Source organism: Inquilinus sp. CAU 1745 (assembly GCF_039839375.1).
Taxonomy (GTDB): domain Bacteria; phylum Pseudomonadota; class Alphaproteobacteria; order DSM-16000; family Inquilinaceae; genus JBDOQU01.
This window is the reverse complement of sequence record NZ_JBDOQU010000003.1, coordinates 266,926-279,939: the sequence shown is the minus strand read 5'-3', so window position 1 is coordinate 279,939 and position 13,014 is coordinate 266,926. Positions and strand designations below refer to the sequence as shown.

9 protein-coding genes are annotated in these 13,014 nt (G+C 67.2%); 2 read left to right on the top strand and 7 right to left on the bottom strand.

Annotated features, from left to right (window positions below):
- Positions 1-2 precede the first annotated feature (2 nt).
- Positions 3-641: a cyclodeaminase/cyclohydrolase family protein gene (locus tag AAFN89_RS05935; RefSeq protein WP_347536888.1), complete on the top strand. Its 639-nt coding sequence runs from the start codon at positions 3-5 to the stop codon at positions 639-641.
- A 232-nt stretch (positions 642-873) separates the two neighbouring features.
- On the opposite strand, the gene AAFN89_RS05930 is transcribed toward AAFN89_RS05935, so the two are convergent.
- The 3 genes from AAFN89_RS05930 to AAFN89_RS05920 are packed head-to-tail and all read right to left on the bottom strand — an operon-like array spanning position 874 to position 4,974.
- Complete coding sequence (locus AAFN89_RS05930; RefSeq protein ID WP_347536886.1) at positions 874-2,103, bottom strand: MFS transporter; 1,230 nt, start codon at positions 2,101-2,103, stop codon at positions 874-876.
- 8 nt (positions 2,104-2,111) lie between these two features.
- Entirely contained in the window at positions 2,112-3,503 is a 1,392-nt protein-coding gene (locus AAFN89_RS05925; protein WP_347536883.1) for a M20/M25/M40 family metallo-hydrolase, read from the bottom strand.
- Between the two features lie 52 nt (positions 3,504-3,555).
- Positions 3,556-4,974, bottom strand: coding sequence for an APC family permease (locus AAFN89_RS05920; protein WP_347536881.1), 1,419 nt, complete (start codon positions 4,972-4,974; stop codon positions 3,556-3,558).
- 483 nt (positions 4,975-5,457) lie between these two features.
- On the opposite strand from AAFN89_RS05920, the gene AAFN89_RS05915 reads away from it, so the two are divergent.
- Positions 5,458-6,465 carry a crotonase/enoyl-CoA hydratase family protein gene (locus AAFN89_RS05915; protein ID WP_347536879.1) on the top strand — a complete coding sequence of 336 codons (1,008 nt, stop codon included), beginning with the start codon at positions 5,458-5,460 and terminating at the stop codon, positions 6,463-6,465.
- 173 nt (positions 6,466-6,638) lie between these two features.
- Here the strand turns inward: AAFN89_RS05915 and AAFN89_RS05910 are convergent, their stop codons facing one another.
- The 4 genes from AAFN89_RS05910 to AAFN89_RS05895 all read right to left on the bottom strand — a co-directional run bounded on the left by AAFN89_RS05910 (position 6,639) and on the right by AAFN89_RS05895 (position 13,014).
- On the bottom strand, positions 6,639-9,188 hold the full coding sequence (locus AAFN89_RS05910) for an ATP-binding protein (RefSeq protein WP_347536877.1): 2,550 nt from the start codon (positions 9,186-9,188) through the stop codon (positions 6,639-6,641).
- A 29-nt stretch (positions 9,189-9,217) separates the two neighbouring features.
- Positions 9,218-10,831 (bottom strand): response regulator, encoded by a 1,614-nt coding sequence (locus AAFN89_RS05905; RefSeq protein WP_347536875.1) that lies wholly within the window; start codon positions 10,829-10,831, stop codon positions 9,218-9,220.
- A 333-nt stretch (positions 10,832-11,164) separates the two neighbouring features.
- Positions 11,165-11,953, bottom strand: coding sequence for a heme ABC transporter ATP-binding protein (locus AAFN89_RS05900; RefSeq protein ID WP_347536873.1), 789 nt, complete (start codon positions 11,951-11,953; stop codon positions 11,165-11,167).
- A complete protein-coding gene (locus AAFN89_RS05895; protein ID WP_347536871.1) occupies positions 11,950-13,014 on the bottom strand; it encodes an iron ABC transporter permease in 1,065 nt (354 codons plus the stop codon). The genes AAFN89_RS05900 and AAFN89_RS05895 overlap by 4 nt, the downstream gene beginning before the upstream one ends.

The window sequence follows — 13,014 nt, the reverse complement described above, 5'->3', positions numbered from 1 at the left end:
CCATGGCCAAGAGCGGGAGCGGAAGCGTCTGGGAATGGGGCCTTGCGGAGTTCCGGGACAAGGCGGCGGCCGACGCGCCGACGCCGGGCGGCGGATCGGCCGCTATGGTCAGCGCGGCGATCGGCATGGGGCTGGTCGTCATGGCGCTGCGCATCACAGCCCGGAAGGCCGACGATCCGTCCCGCTACGAGGCGCTGGTGCTGAGCGGGGAGCGGCTGATGGGTGAGCTGAGCGCCCATGCCGACGCCGATATCGGCGCGTTCGAAGGCTATATGGCGGCGCTGAAGTTGCCCAAGGAGACCGACATGGACAAGGCCGCCCGCCGGCAGGCCTTGCAGGACGCCTCCAAAGCGGCCACGGAGATACCGCTCAACGCGGCGGCGAGCTGTCTGGAGGCGCTAGACCTGGCACGGCAGGCGGCCCCGCTGGCCAACGACCATATCGTCAGCGATGTGGCGGCGGGCGCGATCCTGATCCATGGCGCGATGAGCGCGGCGCTGCTGAATGTCGACATCAACGTCAAGAGCCTGAAGGACGAGGCCGCGGTCGCCGACTACCGGAAGAGCCGGCGACGCCTCCAGGAATCGGGCGACGAGAGGCGGCGGGCGATCGATTCCTATGTCGCGGAGCGGCTGGCCTGATTTTTCTCAAGGAGGACGGGAATAGACGCCGCGTGCCGCCGTAGTCGACGTGGATGGACGCCCATGAGCGCCGTCGCCGAAGCGGCGTTCTTCTGTCCCTGCCTGGACGTCCATCCATCTTCCCGGCCTTCAATGAGAGGCCGGACCCGTGATGAATGCGAAGTCTTCTTCGCATACCTTCCAGAGGCCGCGCACCGTCGCGGCCTTTCTTTTTGACCGGGAGCCTTCCGGCTCACCCCGCCGCCAGTCGGTCGAGGCGCGAGGTCAGGAGCCGCATCCAGATTGCGGCGGCGAGGCAGTAGAGACCCAGCGCCAGCAACTGAGTCTCCAGCGCCACGCCGGCATCCATCAGCACGCCGATCAGCCCTGGCGACAGGGCGGAAGCGAAGACGATTCCTGCCATCGCAACGGCGCGGATCGCGCCCAGATGCTCCGTCCCGTAAAGCTCCGCCCAGAGCGCGCCCTGGATGGTGGAGGCGCTGCCCGCCGTCAGGCCGATCAGCGCCATGGCGACCGGCAGGATGTAGGGATCGGCCGCATAGGCGAGGACGCAAGCCGCCGCCCCCAGCGGAAGCAGGAACGCCGGCAGCAGGCGGCGGGCCCCGAACCGGTCGACCATCCATCCGGCGGCGAGCGCGGAGAGGATATTGACGCCGGCCAGCACCGGAAAACTGGCCGCGAACCAGGAAAGGTCCCAGCCCTTCACCGCCACCAGCGGCACCTGGTTGAAGAAGATGCCGGTCATGATGAAAGCCGGCGCCAGGACACCCGGCATCAGCGCGTAGAAGAGCGGGCTTCCCAGCACCTCGCCGCGCGTCCATTCCCGGCGGATCGGATCGACCTCCCCATGACTGTTCGGGACGGCGGGGCCGGCGGTGGGGATACGCTCCCACCACAGGAGGGCGATCAGGACGGGGATTGCGACGACCAGCAGCGCGACGGAGGCCGCGACCCAGCTCATCCGCCAGCCGATGAGGCCGATCAGCGTGACGGCTATCATCGGCAGCACGGCTTCGGAGACCGGAAAGCCCAACCCCGCGATCGAGACCGCGCGCCCGCGCTTCCGGTTGAACCAGCGGCCCATCGCCGTCATCGCGACATGGGTCAGCATCCCCTGCCCGAAAAAGCGCAGGCCGAACAGCACGAAGACCAGCATCCAGGGCGACGCGACGGCCGCCATCGCCAGCGCCGTGACCGCCAGCCCGGCCAGCATCCCCGCGCCCAGCCAGCGGATCGGGAAGCGGTCGGCGAACTTCCCCGCCCAGGTCAGCAGGGCGGCGCTTGCGAGCGTGCCGATCGTGTAGAGGCTGCCGAACTGACCGTCGGACATCGCCAGCTCCGCCTTCAGATGGCCAGCGAAGATGGCGATGAAGTAGGTCTGGCCGAAGGCGGAGCAGAGCGTCAGGAGGAAGCCGCCGGCGAGCCAGCGGATTTCCGGGCGCAGATCGCGCGCGAGCATCATTTTGGCGCTCAGGTCGCCAGCGCCTCCATGATCCGGGCCCATGAGCGGATGCCGCCCCGGAAGCTGGAGAGATCGTACTTCTCGTTCGGGCTGTGGATGCGGTCGTCGTCGAGGGCGAAGCCGACCATCAGCGAGTTCATGCCGAGATCGCTCTGGAACACGCCGACGATCGGGATGGAGCCGCCGGAGCCGATGACGACGGGCTTGCGGCCCCATTCGGCCTCCAGCGCGTCCAGCGTGCGCAGCAGGCGCGGGTCTTCGGAATCCAGCCGGAGCGCCGGGTTCACCCCGTGGGTCTTGAACTCGACCGAACAATCGGCCGGCAAGCGGTCCCTGACGAATTTGCGGAAGGCGTCGCGCACCTTGGCCGGATCCTGGTCGCCGACGAGGCGGAAGGATATCTTGGCGTGCGCCTCCGCCGGGATGACCGTCTTGAAACCCTGGCCGGAATAGCCGCCCCAGATGCCGTTCACGTCGCAGGTCGGGCGCGCCCAGACCTGCTCCAGCACGTTCCGCCCCTTCTCCCCCGCCAGTTCGCCGAGGCCGATGGGGCCGAGGAAATCTTCCGTCGACACGCCGAGCGCGCGCCACTGGTCGGCGATGTCGGGCGAAAGGTCCGGAACGCCGTCATAGAAGCCGGGGATCGCGATCCGCCCGTCATCGTCGTGAAGCGCCGCGATGATGTGCGACAGCACGCGGATCGGGTTCATCGCCGCGCCGCCATACTGGCCGGAATGGAGGTCGCGGTCGGCTGCGCGGACCGTCAGCTCCTCCTTCACCCCGCCGCGCAGCATGGTGGTCACCGCCGGGGTGGACCGGTCCCACATAGCGGTGTCGCAGACCAGCGCCACATCGGCCTTCAATTCGTCCGCGTTGGCCGCGATGAAGGGAGCGAGGCTGGGGCTGGAGGTTTCCTCCTCCCCCTCCAGAAGGATCGTGACGCGGACGGGCAGCCCGCCCGTCTCCTCCTTCCAGGCGCGCGCCGCCTCGATGAAGGTCAGGAGCTGGCCCTTGTCGTCGCTGGCGCCGCGCGCGACGATCGCCTTGTGGCCGTCGATTTCCGCGATCCGCGGGTCGAAGGGCGGTGTCTCCCACAGATCGAGCGGGTCGGGCGGCTGAACGTCGTAATGGCCGTAGAACAGGACATGGGGCGCGTCCTTCGCGCCTTCCGACGCCGGATGGTGCGCGACCACCATCGGATGTCCAGTCGTCGGCCGGACGCCGGCGTCGAAGCCGATGCCGGAGAGCGATGCGGCCAGCCAGTCGGCGGCGCGGCGGCATTCGCCCTTGTAGGCCGGATCGGTCGAGACGCTTTCGATCCTCAATATCTCGAACAGGCGCGCGGTCGATCCATCCAGATTCTCGTCGATCCTCCGGAGGACCCGGTCGATGTCGTTCATGCTTTCTCCCGAAGCCGGCCTTCGCCCCAGTTCGGGGGAGGCGGCTTCGCCTTCAGTTCACGGGGCCGGAGCGGCCGTATGGCGGAAGTTCGTCTTCCGAGGCCGCCTTCTGGGCGCGCATCACCACCACGGTGACGAACCACAATGCGACGCCCAGCGCGAGCAGAACGCCCGCAATGGCATATTGCACGGGATCGCGGCCGGTCCAAGGGCCGACGAGGAAGGCGCAGGAGATCGCACCCAGGACCGGCAGGAACGTGGGACTTCTGAAATGTTTGTGGTCGACCTTGTCCTTGCGCAGCATCAGCACGGCGATGTTGACGATGGTGAAGACGCCGAGGAGGAGGAGCGCGGTCGTCCCGCCCAGCGCCGGCACCGCGCCGACGAAGGTGATGAGCCCGAAGGCGAGGAGCGAGGTGAAGATTATCGCGACATAGGGTGTCCGCCGTCCGCGATGGACCTTGCCGAGAACCGGCGGCAGGACGCCCTCGCGGGCCATCCCGTAAACGAGGCGGCTGGCCATTAGCATGTTGATGAGGGCTGAGTTCGCCACCGCCAGCATGCTGATGACCCCGAAAACCCCCAGCGGGAAGGCGGGCGCGCCGACCTCCACCACCTTGAGGAGCGGGGTGTCCCCCTCGCTGAGCTCCGCCGCCGGCACCAGCGTGATGGCGGAGATCGACACCAGGACATAGATGATGCCGGTGACCAGCAGGCCGGTCAGCAGGACCTTCGGGAAGATTCGGGAAGGGTCCTTGCTCTCCTCCGCCATGTTCACCGAATCCTCGAAGCCGACCATCGCGAAGAAGGCGAGCGTGGTGGCCCCGATGACGGCCCAGAAGATGCCGCGATCGGCCGCGGGTTCGAAATTCATCGCGCGTGAAACGTCGCCCTGCCCCATGGCGATCGCCCAGAAGCCGATCAGGATGATGATGACGAGGCCGCTCAGCTCCACACAGGTCAGCACCACGTTGGTCTTCACGCTTTCCGCGACGCCGCGGAAATTGACGATCGCCACCAGCGCCATGAAGGCCAGCCCGATGATGGTGATGCCGACGCCTTCGAGGCCGAGGCCGAAGCCGGTGGAGAGGTTCGCCGCGAAGGCCCTGGAGGCGGTGGAGGCCGAGGTGATGCCCGACGATATCACCGCGAAGGCGACGATGAAGGTGACGAAATGGATGCCGAAGGCCTTGTGGGTGTAGAGCGCGGCGCCCGCCGCCTTGGGATATTTCGTTACCAGCTCCAGATAGCTGAAGGCGGTGATCAGCGCGACGGCGAAGGCGACTAGGAAGGGCAGCCAGACGACGCCGCCCACCTGCGCCGCGACCTCGCCGGTCAGGGCGTAGATGCCGGTGCCGAGTATGTCGCCGACGATGAAGAGAAGCAGCAGGCCCGGCCCCATCACCCGATGGAGGCTGGGCTCCAGCTCCGCCTTTCCGGTTTCCCCGCTGCCCGTTGCGATATCGCTCATGGAAGTCCCCCAACCGCAGGCTGCATTCTTCATTCATCCAAACAATTCAGTCGGTTGGTTCGTTCCTCCGGCCCCTCCAGGGCGGGAAGGGCGCGAGGGAGAGGCGATATCCGAGGCTGGGAGCGAAATTTCGAATCGATAGTCCCAGATCGGATTGATTCGCCTGATCCGGTAACGCGGCCGGCCATGAGGGGAATTACTGACGCGACGAGCGGTCTTTCTCCCCGTACTTGAGAAAAACCTCATACTCATTTGATCCGCAACTGCTTATGCAATCAAATTAAGAAAAATTTAAGCTATCCATGACTCTGACGATTCGGGATAATTACGGTTAATCGTTGTTAACTATTTTGTGAAGCCGGATTCGAATCTACCATCACGGGTAAAATTCTGTTTCCTACCGCCCCTTCGGGGGACGGCCGGAGGCAGAGAAAACCATCCCAAGCGTGCGCTCCCGCAACCGGCCAATATCTGGAGATTACCATGTCCGAAGTCGTCGAAGCCCTCCCTCCTTACGCAGCGCCTTCCTTTCGGCCGGTTGGCGTCCGGCCCTTCTCCCCCAGCCCCTTCTCCGCCCGCGCCCGACACCCGGCGACGGTGGAGCCGCTGCGCCAGGCTCCGGCGCAACCACGGTGGATGGCTCCCGTCGCGTCTTTCGAGCGCACGAGCGTGCGCTATGACGCTGCCGCCAAAACGCTGTGGCACCGCATGTCGATGGAAACGGAATCCTGCTACACGCCGGCGCTGCTGACGGAGATATTCCGGGTCTTCGATATCGTACGCGACGCCTTCGCCGCGCCGGAGACCGCCCGCGACCTCCGCTACTGGGTGCTGACCTCCGGCGGCGGGGACGTCTTCAACCTGGGCGGCGACCTTGCCCTCTTCACCCGGCTGATTCGCGAGCAGGACGCCGACGGGCTGCGCCGCTATGCCTATGACTGCATCGATTTGGTCCACAACTGGGCGAACCTGGAAGTCCCGATGCATTCGATCGCGTTGGTCCAGGGCGACGCGCTGGGCGGCGGCTTCGAATGCGCCCTGGCGGCCGACATCATCGTGGCGGAGAAGAAGGCGAAGTTCGCCCTGCCGGAAATCCTGTTCAACCTCTTCCCCGGCATGGGCGCGTTCAACCTCCTGCGCCGGCGGCTGGACGTGGCGCGAACGGAGAAGCTGATCCTGAGCGGCAAGGTCTATACCGCTGAGGAAATGCATGAGATGGGCGTTGTCGACTTCCTGGTCGAGAATGGCGAGGGCGAACGCTTCGTCGAAGACCACATCACCCGCTATGACCGGCAGTTCAACGCCCGGCAGGCGATGAACCGGATCAAGAAGCTCCAGGCCCCGATCTCGCGGGAGGAGCTTATCCAGATCGGCGATATCTGGGTCGAAACCGCGCTGGCCCTGCAGCCCACGGACCTCAAGAAGATGGAACGGCTGGTGAAGGCCCAGGGCCGCAAGCGAGACAAGCTGGAGATGGTCGCGGCGGAGTAGGTCTCTCCCTCACCGCTTCGCTGAGGGTCGTCGAAGGAGCGGGGGGTGGTTCTGCTTGCGTCGACACCGTATGGATGCTGGATCAAGGCCAGCATGACGGTTTTTGAGTACCGTGCCCGCATGGTTCGACGGGCTCACCATGAGAGGGGGAGAGGCGAAGGCCCCGCCCCCGCTCACCCCTGCGCGGCGCGTTGGGAGAGGTAGGCGGCGACGGCGCGTTCGTAGCGGGAGAGTTCGTGGTCCAGGGTCGCCGCGACCTCGCCGCCCTGGATCTCGAACTCCTCCCAGCTCAGCCGGCCGGCGGCGACGCAGAGTTCGCGGATCTTGATCGCGCCGACATTGCCGCCGCTGCTTTTCAGGGCGTGGATCTCATCCCGGAAGCGGGCGAGGTCGCGGGTCGTCACCGCTTCCTCGATCTCCTTCAGCACCGTTGAGCTGTCGACCAGGAACTGGCGGATCAGATCGTCGACGAATTCCGGCCCGCCCAGCGTCTGGAGCGACTCCAGGCAGCTCCGATCGACGATCCGGTAGTGCCCTTCGGAGAAGCGGGGGTGGGAGCTGATGGCGGTGACGTTCGGCGGCCCGGCCTGCGGGACCGTGGCCTCACCCACCCGCTCGCGGCCCACACCCATGCCGTCGAGGACGGCGAGCAGGCGGCCGGCGTCGATCGGCTTGGTGAGGAAGAGGTCGACCCCCGCCTCCTCGCAGGCAAGCCGCGCTTCCGGCGTCACATCCGCGCTGAGGATGATGATCGGCATCCGCTCCTCGCCCCGTTCCGTCATGCGGTGGAGCTTGGCCACGTCCAGGCCGCTTGAATTGGGCATGTTGAGGTCGAGGATGGCGAGGTCGAAGGTCTGTTCCTCCAGCGCGTCCAGCGCTTCCTCCCCATCGGCGGTGAGCGTCACCGTGTGCCCGCCGCTCTCCAGGATGCGGGTGATGACCTTGCGGTTGACGGCGTTGTCCTCCGCCACCAGGACGCGCAGGGCGGCACGGGCGGTCATGCCCGCCGCCGATCCCGCGGCGGAAGCGAAGGCGGCGTTGGAGAGCCGCGCGCCGAAATCCATCGCGCGGGTCAGCCGGGCCCGGTCGACCGGCGCCTCCACGGTCGCGGCGAACGCCAGCAGGGTGGCCGGATCCACGCCGTTGCCCTCATGCCGGCGGAGACGCAGGAACGGCACATGGTCGGACAGGACCGACCGCAGCCGCTCTGCGGCGTCGAGCGCCGCCCCGTCATCCTCGGCGTCGATCAGGACGAGATGCGCCGCCCCGTCGATGGATCGGCCGCCCGCCTCCGCCGCCACGGCTTCGTCCACCGAACCGAACACCGTCAGCCCGGCGCCGACGACCTGCCCGGCCGAAGCGATAACCGTCGGATCGCCGGAGACGAGCGCGCAGCGCAGGCCCTGCGGCATGGGTTCGGGCGTCACCTCCGAGAGGGCGAAGGGCAGGGAGAAATGGAACCGGCTGCCCGCCCCTTCGGTGCTTTCCACACCGATCGTGCCACCGAGTATCTCCACGAGCTGCTTGACGATCGCGAGGCCAAGTCCGGTGCCGCCATATTTGCGCGTAACGTCCTGGTCGGCCTGGGTGAAGCTGTCGAAGATCCGGCTGAGATTGTTGGGGGCGATGCCGATGCCGCTGTCGATGATCTCGAAGGTCAGCCAGCGCATCCCCGATTGCGGCTTTCCGCCGGCGCGGACGCGCAGCAGCACGAATCCTTCGTGAGTGAACTTCAACGCGTTCGACAGCAGGTTCACCAGGATCTGCCGCAGGCGGTGATGATCGCCGCGCACCATGGCGGGCACGGCGGGGTCCAGATGGACGCCGATCCTGAGTCCGCGCGAGGTCGCCTGGTGCCGGAAGGTGGCCAGCACCTCCGCCAGTTCCTTGTCGAGCGCGAAGTCGCCGAACTGGATCGCCGGAGCGCCCGCCTCGTTCCGGGAGAATTCCAGCACGTCGTTGATGATGTAGAGCAATTCCTTGCCGGAGGAGCGGATGGTGCCCACCATCTCCGCCTGCTCCGGCTGGAGCGGCGTGGCGTGCAGCAGGTCGCTCAGCCCGATGACGGCGTTCAGCGGCGTCCGGAGCTCGTGGCTCATATGGGCGACGAACCGGCTCTTCGCCCGGTTGGCCGCTTCCGCCTGTCGCTTGGCCTCCGTCAGCTTGCGGATCAGCGTGCCGCAATAGGCCGGAATGACGATCAGGCCGATCAGCAATCCTGTCGCCAGCGCCATATGGTCGTGCCAGAAGGGCACGAAGGCGATGACCGTCGCGAAGCAGAGCGAGGATACGACCACGGAGGCGAGGAGATAGCTCACGCCATAGCGGAAGCCCATGCCGAGCGATATCCAGAGATAGAGCGCGTAGAGCGGCGCGCCGGCCTCCCCCTCCGGTATCAGCCCCGTCGACAGCACGAGGAAGTCCGTGATCATCGCCAGGATCCGGCGCACGTGAGTCACGCCGGGCCGGGCGAGGATCCACGCGAAATAGCCCAGCGACACGATGAGATAGGCGCCGGAGAAGACCAGGCCGACATTCATGCGGAGCCCGGCGACCGTGACCTGCTGCCCGATGATGGCGAAGAAGCTCATCACCAGGACAAGGATCACGATCCGTACGAGCGCCTGTTCGTGCTCCGTATCCGGCCGCGCCTTCAGACGCGCCCATGTCGACTGCGCGATATCGAGAGGTCCGGCCGCGATCGCCTGTAGACGGGACGTCATTTCGGTCCTCCCGGGCGTGCTCCCGGCCGTCACGACCGGGACGCCGTCTTCGCCTCCGCGGCGGCCAGCGACGGCTCGGTGCGGGTGCGGTGGGGCGGGAAGGCGATGGTGACCGTGGTGCCGGCTCCGGGCGCGCTCTCCAGCGTCAGCGTGCCGCCATGCATGGTCATGAACTCCCGCGACAGGGGCAGGCCGAGGCCGGTGCCGGCATGGCTCTGCCGCTGGGGATTGCCGATGCGGCCGAACCGGGTCAGCGCCACATCCATCTCCTGTGAGGACATGCCGACGCCGGTGTCGGAGATGACGACCGACAGCGACCCCGCCTCGAACCCGTAGCCGACGGAGACGGACGCGCCCTCGCCGGCATAGATGAGGGCGTTGGTCAGGATATTGACCAGGATCTGCTTCACCTTGGCGGCGTCGGCGTGGATCAGCAGCGGGCAGGCCGGCGTCCGGTGGTCGATCGTGGCGCCCCGGCGCGCCGCGCCATGCTCCGCGATCCGGATCGACTGGGAAACCAGGTCGACCACGTCGATATCGGCCTCCTCCAGCGTCAGCTTGCCGGCCTCGATCGCCGAAAGCTGGAGGATGTCCTCGATGATCTTCAGCAGGTGATGGGCGCTGTGGCTGATGTCCGATGCGTATTCCAGGTATTTCGGCCCGATCGAACCGAAGATGCCGTTCCGCATGGTGTCGGAGAAGCCGATGATGGCGTTGAGCGGAGTCCTCAGTTCATGGCTCATATTGGCCAGGAACTCCGATTTCGACCGGTTGGCGATCTCCGCCTGGTCCTTGGCGGACAGGAGGTCCGTCTCGAAGGATTTGCGTTCCGTTATGTTGGTCGCGACGGTCAGCACCTCGACCGGCGCGGTGGGGGCGGTCTGGAGGGGCAGCTTCATGGTCTGCAGCCAGACAATCGCCCCGCCGGGGGCATGGAGCTGTTCTTCAGCGATCACGCTGCGTGCGCCGGAATAGAAGACCTTCCTGTCCTCCGCCAGGTGCCGTTCGGCGAAAGTCTCGTCCCCCACCGCCTCGGTCAGGGGCTGGCCGATCAGATCGTCCACCTGCCGGCCGAACGCCTTGGCGGCGGCCTGGTTGGCCAGGGACACGGTGCCGTCGCGGCGGGTCATGAAGATCAGGCAGGGCGCGGTGTCGATGACCTGCCGCAGCTTCCGCTCGCTGGCGCGGATCGTTTCCTCATGCTGGCGGATCGCCTCGTCCAGCGCCTGCTTCAGCGTCGCCGCGCGGCCGGCGATGATGCGCTGCTGGGTGCGCATGGTGATCAGGTTGCGCGCGCGGGTGAGGAATTCCCGATGGTCGATCGGCGACAGCAGGAAATCCGTCGCGCCCGCCTCCAGCGCATCGTAACGGAAGGCCCGGTCCTCATAGGCGGTGACGACCATGATCGGCACTTCCCGGCACCAGGGGCGGGTGCGGCAGGCGCGGATGAATTCCGCCCCGTTCATCGTCGGCATCTTGTAGTCGGTGACAATCAGGTCGGGATCGAGCTGCCCGTCGGCTTCAAGGGCGTCTTCGGGGCTGGCGAACGCCGTCACCCGCACGTCCGGCTCCAGGGACCGGGCGAGACGCGCGAGAATCTCGCGATTGCTGACGCGATCGTCGACGATGATGACGTGCGGCATGTGAAGATCAGCCCCTGCGATTTATCTAAAATAATGTCTATGCAAAGTATAAACGAAACGTTAACCAGGCTCCGCCCGCAGGAGTCCCGTACGGTCGAACAGCCAATACGGATTTACTTATCCACGGTAAAGTGTCAGCGGAGCTTTATTGTTCCGTTAAGCATGGGAGCCGGCCTCCGCGCGGCGATCGCCGGCGCGCCTTCCTTTCCGCCGGATTCCAGCGGACCAGTCGATAAAGCATATTAGAAGATTATGACGAGGCGGCGGCGGGTTGAACAGCCCGCACGAGGGTCCTCACGGCAGCGCAAACGGACGATGACCGTTCGCGGAGGTTCAATGCACCGGCAGGATCACCATCCGGTCCAGCGATTCGTGTCGTTCGACGCGCACGGGCACGCCATAAACGTCGCCGATCGTCTCCGCCGTCAGTACCGTCTCCGGCGCGCCGGAGGCCACGATACGGCCTTCGCGCATCACCACGAGATCGTCGGCGAAGGCGGCCGCGAGGTTGAGGTCGTGCAGCACCGCCAGTACCCCGACCCCTTCCGCCGCCAGGGCGCGCGCGGCGGCCATGACGGAGCCCTGATGGGCGATGTCGAGACTGGAGGTCGGCTCGTCGAGCAGCAGATAGCGGTCGAGCCCGTCCTCGGGCGGATCGGCGATCTGCGCCACGACCCTGGCAAGCTGGACCCGCTGGCGTTCGCCGCCCGACAGGGTCGTATGGATGCGCCCCGCCAGCGGCCCCACGCCCGCCAGCGCCATCGCCCGCGCTATTGCCCTTTCGTCATCGGCTCGCCGGGACCGGCCGTGATGGACGCCGCGGCCCAGCGTCACCACCTCCTCCACCGCGAAGGGGAAGTCCAGGCGCGGGTCCTGCGTCAGCACCGCCCGCTGGACCGCCTGCTCCCGCGCCGACCATGCGTCGAGCGGACGGCCGTTCAGCGACACCGTTCCCGAGGTTGGGCGAAGGTCGCCGGCCAGCAGCTTGAGCGCCGTCGATTTGCCGGCGCCGTTCGGTCCGGCCAGCACCGTCACCCGCCCGCGCCGCACGGCGAGGTCGATGTCCCGGACCAGCCACCGCCCCCCGGCGGCGTGGCGGACGGCGCTGAGGGCGTAGCTCATACCCCGCCCCGTCGCAGCAGCAGCCAGAGGAAGAAGGGCGCGCCGATCAGGCTGGTGACCATGCCGATCGGCAACTCCGCCGGAATGACCGCCGTCCGCGCCACGATGTCGGCCCCGCAAAGCAGGCCGCCGCCCAGCAGGGCCGATCCCGGCAGGACGAAACGATGGTCAGGCCCGGTGAGCAGGCGGACAAGATGGGGCACGACAAGGCCGACGAAGCCGATGATGCCCGAAACGGCGACCGCCGCGCCGACGGCCAGCGCCGTCGCGAGGATCGCCGTGCGCTTCAGCCGCCGCACATCGACGCCCAGATGCCGGGCCTCCGCCTCCCCCAGAAGGTAGATGTTGAGCGGCCGGGCGATGGAGAGCAGCAGGCCCAGCGCCACCGCCATCAGGGCCAGCGCCGGGGTCGCCGAGCGCCAGGTCGCGCCGCCCAGGCTGCCCATGGTCCAGAAGGTCAGTTCGCGAAGCTGCGTGTCGTCGCTGATATAGGTGAGGACGCCCATCGCCGCGCCGGCCAGCGCGTTGACCGCTATGCCGGCCAGAAGCAGCATCGCCGTCGTCGTCTCTCCGCGCAGGCCGGCGATCCTGTAGATGAGCAGCGTCACCCCGACGCCGCCGGCGAAGGCGGCGACCGGCAGCGCCGCCGTGCCGAGCATGCCGTGCAGCGCGCCGCCGCCCAGCACGATGACCGAAACCGCCGCCAGCGCCGCGCCGCTGGAGACGCCGATCAGCCCCGGATCGGCCAGCGGATTCCGGAAAAGCCCCTGCAGCACCGCCCCGCCCAGCCCCAGCCCCGCGCCGACCACGAGCGCCAGGATCACGCGGGGCAACCTTATGTGAATCAGGACGGAGGCGGTCATCTGATCCGCCGGACCGTTCCCGACGCCGATCGCGGCGGCCAGGGCGCGCACGACCTCAAGCGGCGCGGTCGCCACCGCCCCCTCGCCCATCGCAATCAGCGCAACGAGGATCGTGGCCATCGCCAGCAGGCCCAGGACCGCCGTCGCCCGATGCAGCCTCGACGCCCGGCGCGACGCCATGTCGAGCGCGACCGTCAT

What these genes read in the sequence shown, in the direction of transcription:
- AAFN89_RS05935 (WP_347536888.1), top strand. Translation starts at nt 3, where the DNA reads ATGGCCAAGAGCGGGAGCGGAAGCGTCTGGGAATGGGGCCTTGCGGAG.
- AAFN89_RS05930 (WP_347536886.1), bottom strand. Translation starts at nt 2,103, where the DNA reads ATGATGCTCGCGCGCGATCTGCGCCCGGAAATCCGCTGGCTCGCCGGC.
- AAFN89_RS05925 (WP_347536883.1), bottom strand. Translation starts at nt 3,503, where the DNA reads ATGAACGACATCGACCGGGTCCTCCGGAGGATCGACGAGAATCTGGAT.
- AAFN89_RS05920 (WP_347536881.1), bottom strand. Translation starts at nt 4,974, where the DNA reads ATGAGCGATATCGCAACGGGCAGCGGGGAAACCGGAAAGGCGGAGCTG.
- AAFN89_RS05915 (WP_347536879.1), top strand. Translation starts at nt 5,458, where the DNA reads ATGTCCGAAGTCGTCGAAGCCCTCCCTCCTTACGCAGCGCCTTCCTTT.
- AAFN89_RS05910 (WP_347536877.1), bottom strand. Translation starts at nt 9,188, where the DNA reads ATGACGTCCCGTCTACAGGCGATCGCGGCCGGACCTCTCGATATCGCG.
- AAFN89_RS05905 (WP_347536875.1), bottom strand. Translation starts at nt 10,831, where the DNA reads ATGCCGCACGTCATCATCGTCGACGATCGCGTCAGCAATCGCGAGATT.
- AAFN89_RS05900 (WP_347536873.1), bottom strand. Translation starts at nt 11,953, where the DNA reads ATGAGCTACGCCCTCAGCGCCGTCCGCCACGCCGCCGGGGGGCGGTGG.
- AAFN89_RS05895 (WP_347536871.1), bottom strand. Translation starts at nt 13,014, where the DNA reads ATGACGGTCGCGCTCGACATGGCGTCGCGCCGGGCGTCGAGGCTGCAT.